An 18,905-nucleotide genomic window follows, 5' to 3' on the forward strand; every position below is an offset into this window, starting at 1 on the left:
TGTCCATGGGAACGTCCATCGGAATCCTGGGCGGAATGGGCCCGCTGGCCACGGTCGACTTCTACCGGAAGGTCATCGACGCGACCCCGGCGGGCGTCGACCAGGACCATCTGCCGGTGGTGGTCTGGGCCGACCCGACGGTCCCGGACCGCTCGGCGGCGCTGACCGGGCGCGGACCCGACCCGACGCCCTGGCTCGTGCGCGGTGCGCACCGGCTTGAGGCGATGGGCGCACGGGTCATCGCGACCCCGTGCAACACCGCGCATGCCTTCCTCGACGAGGTACGCGGCAGCGTGCGCGTCCCGATGCTCGACATGATCGCGGAGACCGTCACCGAGATCCGCCGCCACCACCCGGACGTGACGTCCGTCGGGCTCCTGGCCACGACCGGCACGGTGCGCGCCGAGCTCTATCAGCGGGCCCTGGCGGCGGCGGGCCTGCGGGTCGTGGTGCCCGGCGAGCTCACCCAGGGCGAGGCCGTGACGGGCGCCATCCGCCGGGTCAAGGCGGGCGACCTCGGCCCGGCCACGGTCTGCCTGATCGAGCGCGCCGCCGAGGAGCTGGCGGCCCGGGGTGCGGGCCTGCTGGTGGCGGGCTGCACCGAGCTGCCCCTGCTGCTCGGCGACCTGAGCGCAGGCCTCCCGGTGGTGGACCCCACGGCCGCGCTGGCCCGGGCGACGGTACGGGAGGCGCTGACCGCGCTCACTCCGGCCGGGGTCGGCTGACCGTCTCCGGCGATATGCGTATGTATGCGTAAGTGCGGTCCGCGTGCGCCCGGTACGGCCGGCGCACGCGGGCCGCGCGTCAGAAGAGCGTGCCCTCTTCCGGCCCGTCGAGCTCCTTCAGCAGCTCCGGGCCGTTGTTGCGTACATTGCTGACCAGCGTGGAGACCGGGTAGGCGCGCATCAGCCCGGGCGGCGGCGGTTCGAGCAGCGAACGCAGCTCGTCGGGCTCCGTGCGGGACGGGTCGAGCCAGGCGTCCCAGCGGTCCGGGGTCAGCATCAGCGGCATCCGGGGGTGGATCTCGGCGAGCGTGTGCGGGCCGTCCTCGGGCGCCACGGCGAGCGGGGTCGTCTCCGCCTCGGTCGTGATCACGGAGCAGGTCACCCACCAGGCCTGCGCGTGGTCGTCGGGCAGCGTCCGGTCCCGCCAGAACTCGTAGAGCCCCGCCATCGCGAACACCGACCCGTCGGCGGGCAGCACGAAGTACGGCTGCTTGCGCGGCCGCTTCTTCTTCCCCTCGACCTCCAGGTCCCGCTCCTGCCTGCCGGTGACCCACTCGTAGTAGCCGTCGGCGGGGATGATGCAGCGCCGGGAGGAGAACGCCCTGCGGTACGACGGCTTCTCGTGCACCGTCTCGGCGCGGGCGTTGATCATCTTGAAGGCGCTCTCGGGGGTCTTGGACCAGCTGGGCACCAGCCCCCACTTCAGCTTGCGCAGCTGTCGAACCGGCCGCGGCTCGGCCACGTCTTTCAAGGGACGGTCGAGGACGACGTGGACCTCCTTGGTCGGAGCCACGTTGTAGTCCGCCTCAAGGGTCTCCTCGGGCTCCCACTGCTCGATCTCAAAGATTCCTGCGAGATCCTCGGGTCCACGACTGGCTGCATACCGTCCGCACATACGTGCAACACTGCCAGATTCCAGACGACCACAGGGAGCCATCACCGCACATGGACAGGACCGCATCCGCCTCCCTCGCCTCCCTCTGGGACGAGGTCTCCGGTACTCAGCCCGACCCCGATGTGTGGGTCGTGATCGTCACCCTGGTCGTGGCGCTCGTCGTGATCGTCCCGCACGGCCTGTGGCGTATCTCGCGCAACGCCATCACCATCGCCCACGAGGGCGGCCACGGCCTGGTCGCGCTGCTGACCGGCCGGACGCTGACCGGCATACGCCTGCACTCCGACACCAGCGGCCTCACCGTCAGCCGCGGCAAGCCGCACGGCATCGGCATGATCCTCACCGCCGCCGCCGGCTACACGGCTCCCCCGCTCCTGGGCCTCGGCGGCGCCGCCCTGCTGGCCGCCGGCCGCATCACCCTGCTCCTGTGGCTGGCGACGGTCCTGCTGGTGGCGATGCTGGTGATGATCCGCAACGCCTACGGGGCGCTGACCGTGTTCGTGGCAGGCGGCACGTTCGTCCTGGTGAGCTGGCTGACGGGGCCACAGGTGCAGGCGGCGTTCGCGTACGTGGTGGTGTGGTTCCTGCTGCTGGGCGGGGTACGGCCGGCGTTCGAGCTGCAGGCGAAGCGGGCGCGGGGCGGAGCCGGCGACTCGGACGCGGACCAGCTGTCGCGCCTGACCCACGCACCGGCGGGGTTGTGGTTCTTCTTGTTCCACGCGGTGTCGCTGTGCTCATTGATAGGTGGCGGCCGCTGGTTGCTGGAGATGTGACAAGCCCCGAAGGGGCGCAGGTCACAGGGGCGCGGGGCGGTGTGATGTGCGGCTCCGCCGCGGGGCGCGACCAGCCCCATCGGCCCCGCACCCGAACCACACGCTCCTTATAAAGTGAACCCATGGCCCAAAACCCCGCCGCACCCACCGCCCTCTGGCCCGCCCCGCACGCGAGCGGAGCCGTCGACGCGACGGTCCACGTGCCCGGGTCCAAGTCGGTCACCAACCGAGCCCTCGTCCTCGCCGCCCTCGCGAGCGAACCCGGCTGGCTGCGCCGCCCCCTGCGCTCCCGCGACACCCTGCTGATGGCCGGCGCCCTGCGCGCGATGGGCGTCGGCATCGAGGAGGGCGTGGGCCCCGAGGGCACCGGCGAGGCATGGCGGGTGCTCCCCGCGGGGCTGCGCGGCCCGGCCACGGTCGACGTCGGCAACGCCGGCACGGTGATGCGCTTCCTGCCGCCGGTCGCCGCGCTGGCCGACGGCCCCATCCGCTTCGACGGCGACCCGAGGTCGTACGAGCGCCCCCTGAACGGCGTGATCGACGCCCTGCGCGTCCTCGGCGCCCGGATCGACGACGACAGCCGGGGCGCGCTGCCGCTGACGGTGCACGGCGGGGGCGCTCTGGAGGGCGGCCCCGTGGAGATCGACGCCTCGTCGTCGTCCCAGTTCGTGTCGGCGCTGCTGCTGTCCGGCCCGCGCTTCAACCAGGGCGTGGAGGTCCGCCACATCGGCGGCACCCTCCCCTCCATGCCGCACATCCGCATGACCGTCGACATGCTGCGCTCGGTCGGTGCCCAGGTGGACACCCCGGAGTCGGGCGGCGAGCCGAACGTCTGGCGGGTCACGCCGGGCGCCCTGCTCGGCCGCGATCTGACCATCGAGCCGGACCTGTCCAACGCCCAGCCGTTCCTGGCGGCGGCGCTGGTGACCGGCGGCAAGGTCCTCGTCCCGGACTGGCCGTCCCGGACCACCCAGCCCGGTGACCGGCTGCGGGAGATCTTCACCGAGATGGGCGGTTCCTGCGAACTCACCGAGTACGGGCTCGTGTTCACCGGTTCGGGTGCGATCCACGGCATCGACGTGGACCTGAGCGAGGTCGGCGAGCTGACCCCCGGCATCGCGGCGGTGGCGGCCCTCGCCGACTCCCCGTCCACGCTGCGCGGGGTGGCGCACCTGCGGCTGCACGAGACGGACCGCCTGGCCGCGCTCACCAAGGAGATCAACGAACTCGGCGGTGACGTCACCGAGACCGCCGACGGCCTGCACATCCGCCCGCGCCGACTGCACGGCGGTGTCTTCCACACCTACGAGGACCACCGCATGGCGACGGCCGGCGCGATCATCGGCCTCGCGGTCGAGGGCGTCCGGATCGAGAACGTGGCGACGACGGCGAAGACCCTGCCGGACTTCACCGAGCTGTGGACCGGGATGCTCGGGGCGTAGGGGACACCGCGATGCGCCGCTACGGCAAGCACACCGACGAGGACGACATCCGCACCCGCCCCGGACGTCGGAACACCCGACCCCGGACGAACATCCGGCCCAAGCACGAGGACGCCGCCGAGGGCATGGTCCTCACCGTCGACCGCGGGCGGCTGACCTGCCTGGTCGAGGACCGGATCGTACTGGCGATGAAGGCCCGCGAGCTCGGCCGCAAGGCGGCGGTGGTCGGGGACCGGGTGGCCCTGGTCGGCGACCTGTCCGGCAAGAAGGACACCCTGGCGCGCATCGTGCGCATCGAGGAGCGGACGTCGTTGCTGCGCCGCACCGCGGACGACGACGACCCGTTCGAGCGGGTCGTGGTGGCCAACGCCGACCAACTCGCCATCGTCACCGCCCTCGCCGACCCCGAGCCGCGGCCCCGGCTGATCGACCGCTGCCTGGTGGCGGCGTACGACGGCGGTCTGGAACCGCTGCTGGTGATGACGAAGTCGGACCTGGCGCCACCGGACGAACTCCTGGAGCTGTACGGGGCGTTGGACATACCCCATGTCGTCACCAGCCGCGAGGAACTGGAGGACGGCGGCGCCGCGGACCGGGTCCGGGAGTATCTGGACGGCAGGGTCACGGCGTTCGTCGGCCACTCCGGCGTGGGCAAGACGACGCTGGTGAACGCGTTGGTGCCGCAGGAGCGCCGGCGTTCGACCGGGCATGTGAACGCGGTGACCGGGCGCGGCCGGCATACGACGACGTCAGCGCTGGCGCTGCCGTTGACGGCGGTCGAAGGCTGGGTGATCGACACCCCGGGCGTCCGTTCCTTCGGTCTGGCCCACATCGATCCGTCCCGGGTGATCCACGCGTTCCCCGACCTGGAACCGGGAACCGAGGGCTGCCCGCGTGCGTGCAGTCATGATGAGCCGGACTGCGCGCTGGACCAGTGGGCGGAAGAGGGCCACGCCGACCCGGCCCGCCTTTACTCACTGCGCCGACTGCTGGCGACACGGGAGCGCACGGAGGGGGACTGAGGAAGCCGTTTGACCTCCGCGTTGTTTGTCTCTCCGTGAGTCCGGTAAGGGCATAATCGCACCAAGCCGGATCCAAGCCTGACCAAAGCCTGACGAAGCGGTCACAGGTACGCGGGGACACGGGAGGACAGCACATGGCGTGGCTGCTGGTCATAGTGGCGGGTCTGCTCGAAACCGGCTTCGCCGTCTGCCTCAAGCTGTCCCACGGCTTCACCCGGCTCTGGCCGACCGTCGCCTTCTGCATCTTCGCCCTCGGCAGCTTCGGACTCCTGACGCTGTCACTGAGGAAACTGGACGTGGGCCCCGCGTACGCGGTGTGGACGGGCATCGGAGCGGCGGGCACGGCGATCTACGGGATGATCTTCCTCGGGGACCTGGTGTCGACGCTGAAGATCGTGTCGATCAGCCTGGTGATCGTGGGCGTCATCGGATTGCAGCTGTCGGGCTCGTCGCACTGACCGGCTCCCCTGGGGTCAGCCGGCCAACTGCCGGTGCAGGGCGCTCCGCACGAGATCGGAGACACCCCCTTCCCCGGGTGGCGCGGCGACACAGGACAGCGCCAGCCTGACGACCAGTTCGCAGGAGCGGGCGAGGTCGGCGCTGTCGGACTTGTTGACGCCGGGCCCGGACAGCACCGCCACGGCGCGGTCGCGGACGAGGGCCACGAAGTCGCCGGGCGACGGCAGCGGCCCGTCGGCCCGCCGCTGTGCCGGTACGGCGGAGGAGGACGGCACGGCGGAGAGGGTCGGCGAGGGCAGGCGCTCGCTCCAGCAGCCGGTGAGCATGGCGCGGACCAGGGCGTTGTCGCGGGCGAGTCCGGCGGTCCACTCGGCGGTGGCGGTGAGGCGCTCGCGGGCGTCGCTGTGTGTGGCGAGGGCGCGGTCCACACCGGCGAGATAACCGTCGGCCTCCCTGCGCACAAGCGCGCGGGCGAGGCCTTCCTTGCTCCCGAACTCGTTGTACAGGGTCTGCCGGGACACTCCGGCCGCCGCGGCCACGTCCACCATCCGCACGGCGGACCACGGCCGGCGCGCCAGCGCCGTATAAGCGGAGTCCAGCAGGGATTCCCGCGCTGCAGGCATCGTCGCCTCCCAGGACCGAGCGGCTCTGCGCCCAGATTTGACGCGCACGAGGGCACTGTCAAGGGTTCGCGAGCGCATGCGGGGGCGCCATTCCACGCAGACGCGCGGCCCCCCGGCGACCGGCCGGAGACACAGACGCCAGCCCACCACCCCCCAACACGGCCCAGCAGCCCACCCCACATGCCCCACCCACTCAAAGGCCACGGCCACTCCCCCAACGCCGACCAGCGCCTTTCAGCCCCAGCGGCGGTGATATCACACGGCCGGGCCGGGCCGATGAGGGGGTGGCGCCCCCCCCCCCCCCCCCCCAAGGGGCCGGGGTCGAAGGGGCAGAGCCCCTGGAGGATGGGACGGGCAGGGGCGGCGGGGGCGAAATCCCCCGTCCCGCAACCCGCCCATGATCCCCGGCCATGTAGCCCCACCCCAAGCACGACAGATACGGTTCGTCCCATGCCGGACTACCTCGACGACCTACGCCTCGCCCACGTCCTCGCGGACGCCGCCGACGCCGCCACCATGGCCCGCTTCAAGGCCCTCGACCTCAAGGTCGAGACCAAGCCGGACATGACCCCGGTGAGCGAGGCCGACAAGGCCGCCGAGGAGCTGATCCGCGGTCAACTCCAGCGCGCCCGCCCAAGAGACGCCATCCTCGGCGAGGAGTACGGCGTCGAGGGCACCGGCCCCCGCCGCTGGGTCATCGACCCGATCGACGGCACCAAGAACTACGTACGCGGCGTCCCCGTCTGGGCCACCCTCATCTCCCTGATGGAGGCAGGCGAAGGCGGCTACCAGCCGGTCGTGGGCCTCGTATCCGCACCCGCCCTGGGCCGGCGCTGGTGGGCCGCGAACGGCCACGGCGCCTTCTCCGGCCGCAGTCTCTCCTCCGCCACCCGCCTCCAGGTCTCCCGCGTCTCGAAACTGACGGACGCCTCGTTCGCGTACTCCTCGCTGAGCGGGTGGGAGGAGCAGGGACGGCTCAACGGCTTCCTCGACCTCACCCGCGAGGTATGGCGCACGCGCGCGTACGGCGACTTCTGGCCGTACATGATGGTCGCCGAGGGATCGGTGGACATCTGCGCCGAGCCCGAACTCTCCCTCTGGGACATGGCCGCCACCGCGATCGTCGTCACGGAGGCCGGCGGCACCTTCACCGGCCTCGACGGCCGCCCGGGCCCGCACAGCGGCAACGCGGCCGCCTCGAACGGCGTACTGCACGACGAGCTTCTGGGATACCTCAACGAGCGTCACTGAGACAGCGCCCAGCGCTGCCGACGCGACCACCAGCGCTGTTGCAGCGGCTCGGGCGCACCACGCGCACCGAGTGCTCCATACGCCCCGAACCCAGCTTCACGCGCCCCCTTGTTGACCCGCGCTTTACCTGCCAACCTGAGAGTCCCCCCACTTGTGAATTTGTGAATCGGTGAACAAACGGTGCGGGGGCACTTCAGGAGGTGGCTCCATCCATGCTCGTACGTGACGCCATGAGCACCGTGGTCCTCACCATCGGCCCCACTCACACCCTTCGCCAGTCCGCCGCGCTGATGTCCGCCCGTCGGGTCGGCGCGGCCGTGGTCCACGACCCCGACGCAGGCGGTATCGGCATCCTCACCGAACGCGACATCCTCAACTCCGTCGGCCTCGGACAGAACCCGGACATCGAGCGCGCCCACGACCACACCACTACGGACGTCGTGTTCGCGGCCCCGTCATGGACCCTGGAGGAGGCGGCCCGCGCCATGGCACACGGCGGCTTCCGCCACCTGATCGTCCTGGACCACGGCGAACCCGTCGGCATCGTCTCGGTCCGCGACATCATCCGCTGCTGGGCCCCGGTCCGCCAGCACGCCCCGGCCTGACCCCAGACGCCCGCCGTCCCCCACCGCCCCAAAAGGCATGGGGGACCCACCCTCGCCGGAAAGTCGACCCTCCTCCACACTAGACTTCATCTAAAACAAGTTGCCCTCCAAAGTCACACCCATTCGGAACCTGGTCGCTCTGCTGTTAAGGTGTTCTCCATGAGTGACCTTCTGGAACGGCTGCGCGGACGCGGATGGCGGATGACCGCGCAGCGGCGCGTCGTGGCCGAGGTGCTCGCCGGCGATCACGTCCACCTGACGGCCGACGAGGTGCACGCACGAGCCGTCGCCAAGCTGCCCGAGATCTCCCGGGCGACCGTCTACAACACGCTGGGCGAGCTGGTCACCCTCGGCGAGGTGCTCGAAGTCTCCACCGACAAGCGGGCGAAGCGGTACGACCCGAACGCCCATCGCCCTCACCACCACCTGGTCTGCGCCCAGTGCGGCGCGATCCGGGACGTCCACCCGACGGGCAACCCGATGGCCGACCTCCCCGACACCGAGCGCTTCGGCTTCACGGTCTCGGACGTCGAGGTGACGTACCGCGGCATCTGCCCGAACTGCGCGACGGCCTGAGACAGCCACCCCGAGCCCCGGCACTGCTGAGTGCCGGGGCTTTGTGCTGCACCGGCGACGCACAGGGTTCCAGAATCTGACGGGTCGTCATATGGTCAACGACACCCACCAGTACGTCACCCCACGCACGCACCCACGCACCCACACGTCCGTTCCGCACTCCGCGAGGAGACCGAAGTGGGAGAGCCGTATCCGCCACACTCACCACACACACCTCACTCGCCCCACCCACCGCACCCCAAACTCAAGGCCCACAACCTCACCCGAGCCTTCGGCCGAACCCCCCGCACGATCCAAGCCCTCGGTCCCCTCGACCTGACCGTCGCCCCCGGCGAGTTCGTCTGCGTCGTCGGCCCGTCCGGCTGCGGCAAGTCGACCCTCCTCCGCATCGCCGCGGGCCTGCTCCGCCCCAGCACCGGCACCCTGGAGATCCGCACCTCGAACCGGCGCCCGGCCGCCATGATCTTCCAGGACTACGGCATCTACGACTGGAAGACCGTCCGAGCGAACGTCCGCTTCGGCCTGGACATCCAACGCGTCCCGCGCCGCGAGGCGAACGCCCGCGCCGACGACTGGCTGGCCCGTATGGCCCTGTCGGACTTCGCGGACGCCTTCCCGGCCACCCTCTCCGGCGGTATGCGCCAGCGCGTGGCGATCGCCCGCGCCCTGGCCGTGGAACCCGAACTCCTGCTGATGGACGAGCCGTTCGCAGCGCTGGACGCCCAACTGCGCACCATCCTCCAGGACGAGCTCCTGGACATCACCCAGTCCCTGAGGACGACCACCCTCTTCATCACCCACAGCCTGGAGGAGGCGATCGTCCTCGGCGACCGCGTCCTGGTCATGTCCGCCCGCCCGGGCCGGATCATCGCCGAGCACCGCCCGCCCTTCCCCCGCCCGCGCACCGGCGACATCCGCGCCACACCCGAGTTCACCGCCCTGAGAAGCGAACTGTGGGACCTGCTCAGGAAGGAGGCGGTACCGGCATGACGACCTTCACGAAGCCACCCGCCGACGCGGTGCTGATCCGCCGCCCCGGCCCACAGGAACTCCACCCCACACGCACCCACCGCCGCAGACGAGCGCTGGAACTGTCGCTGGCGCTGGCCGTCCCCCTGTCGCTGATCATGCTCTGGCAACTGGCGGCCACCCAGGCCTGGATGGACGACCGCGTCTACCCGGCCCCGTCCACGATCCTCGCCGACGGCTGGGACCGCGCCGCGGCCGGCGACCTGTGGCCGGACGTCTGGGCGACGCTCAAGCGAGTCCTGGCCGGATACGCGGCCGGCACGGCGGCGGGCTACGCCCTGGGCCTGCTGATGGGCTCCCTCTCTCTGGTACGAGCAGCACTGGAACCACTCCTGGACGCGCTGTACGTCGTACCGAAACTGGCCCTGCTGCCGATCTTCCTGAACATGTTCGGCCTGGGCGAAGGCCCGCAGGTGGCGTTGGTGGCGACCACGGTCTTCTTCTTCGTCTGGATCTCGACCATGTCCGCGGTCATCGCGATCCCTGCCGGACACCGAGACGCGGGCCAGGTCTTCGGCGCCTCACGCCGGCAGATGTTCCGCCATGTACTCCTTCCCGCGTCACTGCCGTCGGTCCTGGTGGGGGCACGTATCGCGGCCGGCGTGGCGGTCCTGGTCATCGTCGCGTCGGAGCAGATCGCCGCGACGAACGGCCTCGGCCATCTGATCTTCGACTCGCGCGCACTGTTCCAGAACGACGTGATGTTCGTCGGCATCGTCTGCGTGGCGATCCTGGGAGTCCTCTTCTCCGAACTGATCCGCTTCGCGGGCCGCCTCCTCACACCGTGGGCACCGAGGGACCAGGGAAGGGGCCAGTCATGAGAGGGAGAAGTAGCCGGAGTGGGTGGAGCAGGTGGAGTAGGCGGAGCAGGCGCGGAAGCAGCATTGCCTACGGCGCCGCAGTAGCCACAGCGGCGCTGCTCGCATCGGCAGCGTGCTCTTCGCCCCACGATGCGACCTCCTCGTCGAAGGCGGCGACAGCGGCGGCCAACCGCACCATCCGCCCGGTCGAAGGCTGCGGCGCGAAGTCCTGGACGCCCCCGAAGAACCTCTCCCCGACCCGTACCCCTGCCCGCTGCACCCCCGGAGCCCCTGCCCCACGGCCCCTGCCCGAGCCCCGCGAACTGACGATCGCGACGGGAACGCTGAGCGCCGAATACGTCGCCCCGCTCCAAGTGGCGCTCGACAAGGGCGAGTTCAAGAAGGAGGGCCTGGACGTCAAGCTGCAGGTCCTCCCGACCCCGGACGCGCTCCCCCTGCTGGCCAAGGGCGACATCGACGCCCTGTGGGCGGCCCCGGAAGCGGCGGTCATGAACGGAGTGAAGGGCGGCTTCGACATCAAGTGGGTCGCGGGGAACTTCTCACCCGACCCGAAGTCGAAGAGCGGCCTGTGGGTTCGCGTACAGGAGGGCGAGACCGCGGCCCACGTCACCATGGCCGGCCGCAGGCTGGGCACGATGATCGGCAAGGGCTCGGTCATCGCCTACCCCATGGAGAAGGCCCTGCAGAAGCACGGCGGCGGCCTGGCCGACATCCAGTACCAGCAACTGGGCTCGGCCGACGTCCTCACCGCCCTGCAGAACGGCGGTGTCGACTCGGCATGGCTGCTGGACCCGGTCTGGCGCAAGGTGGACGGCGAGAAGGGCTACGCCTTCCTGGGCGGCCAGCCGCCGGGCGAACCGTTGGGCGGCATGCTCTACGGCCGCGCACTCCTCCAGGACGACGTGGATGCGGGCGTGGCCCTGGTCAGGGCCTACATCCGCACGGTGAACACCTACTTCGCGTCGAACTACAAGCAAGATGCGACCTTCGTCACATACCTGTCCAAACTCCTCAATACAGAGGAGCCCATCCTCAGGTCCACGCCGCCCCTGCGCATGGACTGGGAGATCCGCGACGGCACGACCACCCGCCTGCAGTCGGCCTACGAGGCCCAGGGAGTGGCCGAGGGCAGCCCGCTGCCGGAGTCGGAGACGGTGACCCGGGCTCTGTACGAGGAGGCAGTGGGCCACAAGCCCTGAAAAAGCACCTGGGGCCGGAACCCTTTCGGATTCCGGCCCCAGGCCTTCAGTAGCGGGGACAGGATTTGAACCTGCGACCTCTGGGTTATGAGCCCAGCGAGCTACCGAGCTGCTCCACCCCGCGTCGGTGAATGCAACGTTACGTGAGGGGCACGGCAAGAAGCAAATCGCTTAACTGCACCCCTAGGGGCGCGGGGGCTGCATCGCTATCCGGCTCCGCCGCGTGGGCGCGACCAGCCACAACAGTGTCGCAGCCACAGAACGACCTGCCGCAGAACGGCCTGACGCGGAACGGCCTGACGCGGAACGGCCTGACGCGGAACGGCCTCAGGCTGAAAGCTCTTCCCGCAACGCGTCCCTCAATCGGGCAGCCCGCTCGGAAACCTCGCCCGGCCCCAGCTTCACGGCCCGGTCGGCCCACCGCTGCCCCTCCGCCAGCTCACCGCGACGCGCGTAGACCAGAGCGAGCCGCAACGCCGACCGCCCGTGCCCGGCGTCCGCCGCCCGCGTCCACCACACCGCGGCCTCGGGCTCACTGCCCTCCCGGGCAAGCAGCAGCCCCAGATTGAACGCGCCGTTGCGCGATCCGGCCTCTGCGGCCTCCCGGTACCACCGGGCCGCCTCCACCACGTCCCCGCGCGCGGCCGCCAGCATCCCGACCCGCACCTGCGCGCGCCGATGCCCCTGGGAGGCCGCCCGCTCGTACCACTCCTCGCATTCGGTCTTCTCGTGCACCTGCTCCCCGAGCTCATGCGCCGGCTCGGGCGGCCGACGGGCGTCCAGCAGCGTCGCCAGCCGATACGCCCCCTCCGCGCTGCCGCCCCCGGCCGCGCACCGCAGATGCCGCTCCGCCGCGGCCTCGTCGCCGTCCCGCAGCCGGGCGATCCCGACCTGCAGCGCCGCCTCGGTGTGCCCGGCGGCGGCGGCACGCTCGTACCACCGCAGCGCGGCCCGCTCCTCGCCCCGCCCGGCGTACAGGATCCCCAGGTTGAACGCGGCGTCCACGCTGCCCGCCTCCGCGGCCTTGGAGAACCACGGCTCGGCACCGGTCGTGTCCCCGCCCTGCAGCAGCAGGATCGCCAGCGCGTTGGCCGCCTCGCGGTGCCCGGCGTAAGCCGCCCGCCGGTACCACTGCTCGGCGGGCGCGATACGGCCCTGCTCGGCGCAGAGCAGCCCGAGGTTGTACGCCCCGTTCACATCGCCGGCGTCCATCGCGGCCCGGTACCACCGCTCGGCGGTCTGTGTCTCCCCGCGCTCGGCGTGCAGCGCGCCCAGCGCGTTCGCGGCGTTGCCGTCTCCGTCCTGCGCGGCCCGCAGCCACCACACGGCGGCGCTCTCGCTGTCCCCGGCGTCCCGCAGCAGGAACCCGAGCGCGCAGGCGGCCCGCGCCTCCCCGTCCTTGGCGGACGTCAGATACCAGCGCCCGGCCTCCTTGAGCTCCCCGCGCTTCTCCAGGATCGCCCCGAGGTGCAGCGCGGCCCTGCGGTGTCCGCGCGCGGCGGCCTGCCGGTACCACTGCTCGGTCTGGTCGAGCAGCGCCTCGTCCGGCTCGACACCGTTGTCGGCCCCGTCCTCGCCCGTGCGCACCGCCTGCCGGTCCAGCGCACGCGCCAGCCGGTACGCCGCCTCCCGGTGCCCGCGCTCCGCCGCGACCCGCATCCACCGCTCGGCCGCGTCGTCGCTGCGGTGCTCCAGCAGATCGGCGAGCGCGTACGCGCCCAGCGTGTGCCCCTGTTCGGCGGACTGCCGCAGCCAGTACTCGGCGGCGGGCTCGTCGCCCCGCTCACGGTGATGACGTCCCAGCGCGTGCGCGGCCGCGGCGGACCCGGCGACGGCGGCGATCCGCCACCACCCGGCGGCCTCGTCGGCGTATCCGCGCTGGTGAAGAAGGACTCCCAGATTGTTGGCGGCGGCCCGGTCCCCGGCGGCGGTGGCGGCACGCAGATGGGGCTCGGCTCCGTCGAGGTCACCACGGCGCAGCAGCATGGCGCCGAGGACGCTCATCGCCTCGACGTCGCCGGTCTCGGCGGCGAGCCGCTGGCGCGCCTCCTCGACCACCTCTCCCGCCTCGTCCCGGTCCACCGGCCGGTCGAAGGCGAAATCGCCCGTCGGCTGCACAAAGTCGGCAGGCTGCGCAAACCGCCCTGTCTCCAACAGAGTTGCCTTGTCCCCCATAACGTCCATCGTCGCACCACCTGCAACCTGGGTACACCTGGTATACCGCAGCCATTGAGGTCACTTCAGCGTTTTGTCGACATGCCCACAGAGAGACAAGTCAAACACAGTTCTCGCAACTCCCCTCGGCGGCGTGGCCGCCCCGCCCCGCGGCACATGCGTTCGCACATCACAAAGGCCCGGATCCCTTGGAGGATCCGGGCCTTCGCTGTCGTGCGAAATATTCGCCGACTTCAGTAGCGGGGACAGGATTTGAACCTGCGACCTCTGGGTTATGAGCCCAGCGAGCTACCGAGCTGCTCCACCCCGCGCCGTTGTGAAGCAACCGTATCACGGCGCGGGGGGAGCTATTTGATCAACCGTCGTCCTCAGGTGCCGGTAGGACTGCTGGTCGGGCTGGGACTGGTACTCGGTTTGGCGCTGCTGCCGCTGCCGCCACCGCCGCTGCCGCCGGTCTTGTCGGCCTGCGCCTGCGCGTCCTCGGCCCGCTTCAGGGCGTCCTCAAGGTCCTTCTGCGCCTTGCCGTACGCCTCCCAGTCACCCTTCTTGAGGGCGTCCTGGCCGGCCGTGAAGGCCTTCTGGGCGTCGTTGAGCGCGTCCTGGACCGTCGGGTTGGTCGACGTCGGCGGAGGCTTCGTACCGCCGCCGTCCTGGTCGCCCTCGTCCGGTGGCTCGGTGGTCGGGCCCTCCGCTCCGAAGACCTTGTTCAGGGCCTCGCCGAGGGTGTCCTCGAAGGCGGTGCTGCCGCCGTAGGACACCAACACCTTCCGCAGCAGCGGGTACTTGAGCCCGCCACCGCGTACGTAGACCGGCTCCACGTAGAGCAGTCCGCCGTCGAGCGGGACCGCCAGCAGGTTGCCGTACTCGACTTCCGAGTCGCCACCTCTCAGCAGCCTGATCGTCTCGGCGATGTTCTGCTCGGAGTTGAACTGACTCTGGACCTGACTGGGGCCGTTGACCGTGGTGTTGGTCGGCAGTTTCAGAACTCTGATCTTGCCGTAGTCGGTGGTGCCCGCCTCGGCGTCGACCGCCATGAACGCGCTGAGGTTGTCCCGGCCGTTCGGCGTGAACGTCGTCGTCAGCGAGAACGCCTGTGCCTTCTGGTCGGGCATCTTCATGCTCAGGTAGTACGGCGGCACCGCGCTGCCCGACTTGTTGGTCGGGTCGTCCGGCACCTGCCAGACCTCGCTGCCGCTGAGGAACGTCGTGGCGTCCTTCACGTGGTAGCGGGTGAGCAGCTCGCGCTGGACCTTGAACAGGTCCTGCGGGTACCGCAGATGGGCCATCAGAGACTTCGAGATCTCGCTCTTGGACTTCACCGTGTCCGGGAACGCCTTCATCCAGGTCTTCAGGACCGGGTCCTTGGTGTCCCACTGGAAGAGCTTGACCTCGCCGGTGTAGGCGTCGACGGTCGCCTTCACCGAGTTGCGGATGTAGTTGACCTGGTTCTGCTGGGCCACCACCGCACGGTTGTTGTTGGTGGCGGTGAGCGAGTCGGCCGTCGTATCGCCGAGGGTCGTGCGCGAGGAGTACGGGTAGCCGTTCGTCGTCGTGTACGCGTCGACGATCCACTGGATGCGGCCGTCCACGACCGCCGGGTAGGCGTCACCGTCGATGGTCAGCCACGGGGCGACCGCCTCGACGCGCTCCTTGGGCGTGCGGTTGTACAGGATGCGCGAACCGTCGCCGATCGCACCGGAGTACAGGATCTGCGGCTCACCGAACGCCACCGCGTACGCGGCCCGGTTGACCGGGTTGGAGAGGCTGACCCCGCTGTCGTCCTGGTAGCTGTAGGTCTTCTCACCGCTGTCGTCGGAGTAGTCGATCTCCTTCTGGGGACCGCCGACGATCGAGTACATGGTGGTCTTCTCGCCGTAGTAGACCCGCTGCTCGTACTTCCCGAGGTCGCCCTTGGACGGCAGGTCGGACTCGGTGAAGTCCGGCCGGCCCTGGGCGTCGGCGCTGGTGCCCTCGGCGGCGACCACACCGTAGCCGTGGGTGTAACGGAAGTGGTCGTTGATCCAGTTCCGCTTCGGAATGCCGTTGAGGTTGATCTCACGCAGACCGATGACGGTGTCCTGGTCCTTGCCGTCCTTGCTGTACCGGTCGACGTCCAGGTTGGTCGGGAACGCGTAGTAGTTCCTGATCTGCTGGAGCTGCTGGAACGTCGGCGAGACGATGTTCGGGTCCATGATCCGGATGCTCGCCGTGGCGTCCACGTCGTCGCGCAGCTGGGTCTTGTCCTGGGTGCTGCTCGTGCCCGGGTACTCGGTGACCTTGGCGCCGTCGATGCCGTACGCCTCGCGCGTCGCCTTCAGGTTCTTCTCGACGTACGGCGCTTCCTTGGCCTGCTCGTTGGGCTGGACCTGGAACTTCTGCACGATCGCCGGGTACAGGCCGCCGATCAGGATCGCCGAGAGCACCATCAGGCCGAAGCCGATGACGGGCAGCTGCCAGGTGCGCCGCCACAGGGTGGCGAAGAACAGCAGCGCGCAGATCACGGCGATGCAGAACAGGATCGTCTTGGCCGGCAGATAGGCGTTGGCGTCGACGTACCTCAGGCCGGTCCAGTTGTCGGTCGCCTTGAAGTCACTGGACTTCACCGCCAGTCCGTACCGGTCGAGCCAGTACGCGACCGCCTTCAGGGCGACGAAGATGCCGATGAGGACCGACAGATGGCCGGTGGCGGCGGCCGTGGCGCGCGCGCCGGGGCTGGTGATGCGCAGCCCGCCGTACAGGTAGTGGGTGAGCGCGGCGGCGATCACGGAGAGGATCGCGGCGGCGAAGCCGAAGCCGAGCAGGAACCGGTACCAGGGCAGGTCGAAGGCGTAGAAGCCGACGTCGAGGTGGAACTGCGGGTCCTTCTCGCCGAACGGCACGCCGTTGACCCACATCAGCCAGGTGCGCCACTGGCTGGAGGCTGAGGCACCGGCGATCAGGCCGACCAGGGCGGTGATCGCGAGCAGCAGCCACTTCTTGTACGGCGCGATGCCCATGCGGTAGCGGTCGAGGCTCTGCTGCTCCATGGACATGGCGCTCAGCGGCGGGCGCAGCCGGTGCGCCAGCCAGATGTTGAAGCCGACCGCGAGGGCCATGAGCAGACCGAAGACGAAGAACAGCCCGATCTTCGTCCACAGCGTCGTCGTGAACACCGACGAGTAGTTCACCGACCGGTACCAGAGCCAGTCCGTCCAGAACCCCGCGAACATGGTGAAGGCCATGCCGAGGACGGCGAGGACGCCCAGTGTCATGAGCAGCGTCCGGACACGCCGGGACGGGCGGCCCACTCTGATCCGTGGCCCGGTCGGGCCTCCGCCGCGGTCCGGCATCTGGAAAGCCAAGGTTCGCACCCCGAGGTTCGCTGTTGGTCCGTCAGGCCCGCGTCTTCGTGGACCCTCCGTGGCCCCCCGTGATCGTGGGCCCACACCTATGCAACTTACTCACCGCTTACTCAGTTCCCGATTCCGGCCATGAACGAGGCAGGATTGTGACCATGTCCAACACTCCCATGGCGGCGAGCCCGCTGACCCGGGCCGTTCTTGAGATCGACGAGTACGCCTCCGGTCTCGGCTGGGACCAGCCCGCCCGCCTCTTCGCCCTCGTAGACACCGCACGGCTGCAGGCCCAGGAACCCGGCCTCGCCGCCCAGCTCGGCCTGGGGGACGAGCAGGAGTCCTCCGGCCTGACCCCGATCGAGCAGGACGAACTTCCAACGGGCAAGGCGCTCGACGAGTTCCTCGGCACGATCGCCTGGCCGGACGCGGTGGTCGGCTGCGCGCTGACCGTCGAGCGCCTGATGCTGCCCCCGTCCGCCGAGGCCCAGGTCCCGCAGGGCCTGAGCGGGGCCAAGCTCACCCAGTGGGTGGCGGACCACCCGGACCGCCAGGAGGTCCGGATGACGGTCGCGGTCCTGCGCGACGGCGGCCGCGAGTCGGCCCTGCGCCTGCGCGAGAAGGACACCCCGACGGAGGTCCTCACCGGCCCGGACCTGGTCCCGGGCCTGGCGGAAGCACTGTCGGCGACGTTCGCGGACTGAGGTCTTCCGACCCGAGGACCGAGTCCTCCGGTACGACGACGGGGGCGCCCTTGAGGTGAAGGGCGCCCCCGTCGTCGTACCCAGGTCTGCCGCTCAGCCCTTGGTGGTGCACTTCTGCAGGCCGGCGGTGTCGCCGGAGCGGATGTCCTTCAGCGCGTCGAGGGCGTCGGAGATGGTGCCGACCTTGACGAGGGTGAGCCCGTCGGGGACGTCCCTGGCGGCGGTCGCGCAGTTGTCGGCGGGGGTGAGGAAGTACTGGGCGCCCTTCTCGCGCGCGCCGACGGTCTTCATCTCGATGCCGCCGATGGGGCCGACCTTGCCCTCGTCGTCGATGGTGCCGGTGCCGGCGACGAACTTGCCGCCGGTGAGGCTGCCCGGGGTGAGCTTGTCGTAGAGCCCGAGGGCGAACATCAGGCCGGCGCTGGGGCCGCCGACGTCGGCGAGCTTGATGTCGATGCTGAACGGGAAGGTGTGATCGGTCCCGGCGGAGATCCCGACGATGGCGCGCTTCTCGGAGCTGTCGTCGGACTCGACGGTCCTGATGGTGATCTTCTCGGTCTTCGTCGGCGTCCTGCGCTCCTTCTCGGCGGCCACCTGCTCCTTGGCTGGCACGATCGTGAAGACGACGTCCTGACCGGGCTTGCGCTTGGTCACCAGCTTCGCGACGTCGGCGGGCTCCTTCACCGCCGTACCGTCGACGGCCTTGATCACGTCACCGGCGTGCAGCTTGCCCTCGGCCGGGGTCCCCTTCACCACGGTCGCGACGATCACCCAGCTCTGCACCGGGATGTCCAGCGCCTTCAGGGCGGCGACCTTGGCGCTCTCCTGGGACTGGCTGAACTCCTCGGCGTTCTCCTGGGTGGACTGCTCCTCGGTCTTGCCGTCCGGGTAGAGGGTGTCGTGCGGCACGACCTTGTTGTCGTGCGCGAGCCAGCCGTACACGGCTTCCACGAGGTTCATCTTGTAGTCGGCGCTGGTGACCCGGACCGTGGTCATGTTGAGGTGACCGGTCGTCGGGTAGGTCTTGTGCCCGGAGACCTGCAGTACCGGCTCGCCGTCGTGCTCGCCCAGGGTGTTCACCGTGGGCCCCGGGGACATCTCCGAGTACGGCACGGTGATGAACACTCCCGCGCACAGGAGCGCGATCAGCATCAGGGTGGAGGCGAGCATCGTCGCGGTGCGGCGTGGCATGCCAAGACAGTACGTGACACACCTGTCAGCGCCCCGTCAGGGCCGTCCGACAGTGAATTGCCGGCCCAGTGGAACCCCCCACC

17 protein-coding genes and 2 tRNA genes are annotated in these 18,905 nt (G+C 70.1%); 12 read left to right on the top strand and 7 right to left on the bottom strand.

The features are described 5' to 3' along the window. Window positions 1-5: 5 nt before the first annotated feature. Complete coding sequence (locus tag ACFWYS_RS13005; RefSeq protein ID WP_384766629.1) at window positions 6-725, top strand: aspartate/glutamate racemase family protein; 720 nt, start codon at window positions 6-8, stop codon at window positions 723-725. Between the two features lie 79 nt (window positions 726-804). Here ACFWYS_RS13005 and ACFWYS_RS13010 read toward each other — a convergent pair whose 3' ends face one another. Next, window positions 805-1,620, bottom strand: coding sequence for an SOS response-associated peptidase (locus ACFWYS_RS13010; protein WP_384766632.1), 816 nt, complete (start codon window positions 1,618-1,620; stop codon window positions 805-807). Window positions 1,621-1,670: 50 nt separating this feature from the next. Here ACFWYS_RS13010 and ACFWYS_RS13015 point away from each other — a divergent pair, with 50 nt between their 5' ends. The 4 genes from ACFWYS_RS13015 to ACFWYS_RS13030 all read left to right on the top strand — a co-directional run bounded on the left by ACFWYS_RS13015 (window position 1,671) and on the right by ACFWYS_RS13030 (window position 5,315). Beyond that, the gene (locus ACFWYS_RS13015) at window positions 1,671-2,393 is read left to right on the top strand and encodes a M50 family metallopeptidase (protein ID WP_384766634.1); all 723 of its coding nucleotides are present in this window, start codon (window positions 1,671-1,673) and stop codon (window positions 2,391-2,393) included. 122 nt (window positions 2,394-2,515) lie between these two features. Then, window positions 2,516-3,835 (top strand): 3-phosphoshikimate 1-carboxyvinyltransferase, encoded by a 1,320-nt coding sequence (aroA, locus tag ACFWYS_RS13020; RefSeq protein ID WP_384766637.1) that lies wholly within the window; start codon window positions 2,516-2,518, stop codon window positions 3,833-3,835. An 11-nt stretch (window positions 3,836-3,846) separates the two neighbouring features. Next, on the top strand, window positions 3,847-4,857 hold the full coding sequence (rsgA, locus tag ACFWYS_RS13025; protein WP_384766640.1) for a ribosome small subunit-dependent GTPase A: 1,011 nt from the start codon (window positions 3,847-3,849) through the stop codon (window positions 4,855-4,857). A 134-nt stretch (window positions 4,858-4,991) separates the two neighbouring features. Then, complete coding sequence (locus ACFWYS_RS13030; RefSeq protein ID WP_384766643.1) at window positions 4,992-5,315, top strand: DMT family transporter; 324 nt, start codon at window positions 4,992-4,994, stop codon at window positions 5,313-5,315. A 15-nt stretch (window positions 5,316-5,330) separates the two neighbouring features. Here ACFWYS_RS13030 and ACFWYS_RS13035 read toward each other — a convergent pair whose 3' ends face one another. Further along, complete coding sequence (locus ACFWYS_RS13035) at window positions 5,331-5,939, bottom strand: TetR/AcrR family transcriptional regulator (protein WP_384766646.1); 609 nt, start codon at window positions 5,937-5,939, stop codon at window positions 5,331-5,333. A 450-nt stretch (window positions 5,940-6,389) separates the two neighbouring features. Between ACFWYS_RS13035 and hisN the strand changes: the two genes are divergently transcribed. From hisN to ACFWYS_RS13065, 6 genes are all read left to right on the top strand, one after another. Then, window positions 6,390-7,190, top strand: a complete 801-nt coding sequence (gene hisN, locus ACFWYS_RS13040) for a histidinol-phosphatase (protein WP_384766648.1) — start codon at window positions 6,390-6,392, stop codon at window positions 7,188-7,190. A gap of 212 nt (window positions 7,191-7,402) precedes the next feature. Then, complete coding sequence (locus tag ACFWYS_RS13045; protein WP_384766651.1) at window positions 7,403-7,795, top strand: cyclic nucleotide-binding/CBS domain-containing protein; 393 nt, start codon at window positions 7,403-7,405, stop codon at window positions 7,793-7,795. Window positions 7,796-7,954: 159 nt separating this feature from the next. Further along, a complete protein-coding gene (locus tag ACFWYS_RS13050) occupies window positions 7,955-8,371 on the top strand; it encodes a Fur family transcriptional regulator (RefSeq protein WP_272115052.1) in 417 nt (138 codons plus the stop codon). Between the two features lie 177 nt (window positions 8,372-8,548). Further along, window positions 8,549-9,361 (top strand): ABC transporter ATP-binding protein, encoded by an 813-nt coding sequence (locus tag ACFWYS_RS13055; RefSeq protein ID WP_384766655.1) that lies wholly within the window; start codon window positions 8,549-8,551, stop codon window positions 9,359-9,361. Further along, the gene (locus tag ACFWYS_RS13060) at window positions 9,358-10,221 is read left to right on the top strand and encodes an ABC transporter permease (RefSeq protein WP_384766658.1); all 864 of its coding nucleotides are present in this window, start codon (window positions 9,358-9,360) and stop codon (window positions 10,219-10,221) included. The genes ACFWYS_RS13055 and ACFWYS_RS13060 overlap by 4 nt, the downstream gene beginning before the upstream one ends. 62 nt (window positions 10,222-10,283) lie before the next feature. Next, a complete protein-coding gene (locus ACFWYS_RS13065) occupies window positions 10,284-11,420 on the top strand; it encodes an ABC transporter substrate-binding protein (RefSeq protein WP_384766836.1) in 1,137 nt (378 codons plus the stop codon). 50 nt (window positions 11,421-11,470) lie between these two features. Here ACFWYS_RS13065 and ACFWYS_RS13070 read toward each other — a convergent pair. The 4 genes from ACFWYS_RS13070 to ACFWYS_RS13085 form a co-directional block, all read right to left on the bottom strand. Then, a tRNA-Met gene (locus ACFWYS_RS13070) sits at window positions 11,471-11,544 on the bottom strand. Window positions 11,545-11,747: 203 nt separating this feature from the next. Further along, a complete protein-coding gene (locus ACFWYS_RS13075) occupies window positions 11,748-13,604 on the bottom strand; it encodes a tetratricopeptide repeat protein (protein ID WP_384766661.1) in 1,857 nt (618 codons plus the stop codon). A 228-nt stretch (window positions 13,605-13,832) separates the two neighbouring features. Further along, window positions 13,833-13,906 (bottom strand) — tRNA-Met (locus ACFWYS_RS13080). A 57-nt stretch (window positions 13,907-13,963) separates the two neighbouring features. Then, window positions 13,964-16,924: a UPF0182 family protein gene (locus tag ACFWYS_RS13085; protein WP_384766839.1), complete on the bottom strand. Its 2,961-nt coding sequence runs from the start codon at window positions 16,922-16,924 to the stop codon at window positions 13,964-13,966. 164 nt (window positions 16,925-17,088) lie between these two features. On the opposite strand from ACFWYS_RS13085, the gene ACFWYS_RS13090 reads away from it, so the two are divergent. Then, complete coding sequence (locus ACFWYS_RS13090) at window positions 17,089-17,631, top strand: PPA1309 family protein (RefSeq protein ID WP_384766663.1); 543 nt, start codon at window positions 17,089-17,091, stop codon at window positions 17,629-17,631. Window positions 17,632-17,724: 93 nt separating this feature from the next. Here the strand turns inward: ACFWYS_RS13090 and ACFWYS_RS13095 are convergent, their stop codons facing one another. After that, a complete protein-coding gene (locus tag ACFWYS_RS13095) occupies window positions 17,725-18,822 on the bottom strand; it encodes a PDZ domain-containing protein (RefSeq protein ID WP_384766666.1) in 1,098 nt (365 codons plus the stop codon). Window positions 18,823-18,905 lie beyond the last annotated feature (83 nt).

The organism is Streptomyces sp. NPDC059010, assembly GCF_042740355.1.
In the GTDB taxonomy this organism is placed as follows: Bacteria; Actinomycetota; Actinomycetes; order Streptomycetales; family Streptomycetaceae; genus Streptomyces.

Excerpts from the sequence above, each read along its gene's own strand:
- ACFWYS_RS13005 (WP_384766629.1), top strand. The coding sequence starts at position 6 with ATGGGAACGTCCATCGGAATCCTGGGCGGAATGGGCCCGCTGGCCACG.
- ACFWYS_RS13010 (WP_384766632.1), bottom strand. The coding sequence starts at position 1,620 with ATGTGCGGACGGTATGCAGCCAGTCGTGGACCCGAGGATCTCGCAGGA.
- ACFWYS_RS13015 (WP_384766634.1), top strand. The coding sequence starts at position 1,671 with ATGGACAGGACCGCATCCGCCTCCCTCGCCTCCCTCTGGGACGAGGTC.
- aroA (WP_384766637.1), top strand. The coding sequence starts at position 2,516 with ATGGCCCAAAACCCCGCCGCACCCACCGCCCTCTGGCCCGCCCCGCAC.
- rsgA (WP_384766640.1), top strand. The coding sequence starts at position 3,847 with ATGCGCCGCTACGGCAAGCACACCGACGAGGACGACATCCGCACCCGC.
- ACFWYS_RS13030 (WP_384766643.1), top strand. The coding sequence starts at position 4,992 with ATGGCGTGGCTGCTGGTCATAGTGGCGGGTCTGCTCGAAACCGGCTTC.
- ACFWYS_RS13035 (WP_384766646.1), bottom strand. The coding sequence starts at position 5,939 with ATGCCTGCAGCGCGGGAATCCCTGCTGGACTCCGCTTATACGGCGCTG.
- hisN (WP_384766648.1), top strand. The coding sequence starts at position 6,390 with ATGCCGGACTACCTCGACGACCTACGCCTCGCCCACGTCCTCGCGGAC.
- ACFWYS_RS13045 (WP_384766651.1), top strand. The coding sequence starts at position 7,403 with ATGCTCGTACGTGACGCCATGAGCACCGTGGTCCTCACCATCGGCCCC.
- ACFWYS_RS13050 (WP_272115052.1), top strand. The coding sequence starts at position 7,955 with ATGAGTGACCTTCTGGAACGGCTGCGCGGACGCGGATGGCGGATGACC.
- ACFWYS_RS13060 (WP_384766658.1), top strand. The coding sequence starts at position 9,358 with ATGACGACCTTCACGAAGCCACCCGCCGACGCGGTGCTGATCCGCCGC.
- ACFWYS_RS13075 (WP_384766661.1), bottom strand. The coding sequence starts at position 13,604 with ATGGACGTTATGGGGGACAAGGCAACTCTGTTGGAGACAGGGCGGTTT.
- ACFWYS_RS13085 (WP_384766839.1), bottom strand. The coding sequence starts at position 16,924 with ATGCCGGACCGCGGCGGAGGCCCGACCGGGCCACGGATCAGAGTGGGC.
- ACFWYS_RS13090 (WP_384766663.1), top strand. The coding sequence starts at position 17,089 with ATGTCCAACACTCCCATGGCGGCGAGCCCGCTGACCCGGGCCGTTCTT.
- ACFWYS_RS13095 (WP_384766666.1), bottom strand. The coding sequence starts at position 18,822 with ATGCCACGCCGCACCGCGACGATGCTCGCCTCCACCCTGATGCTGATC.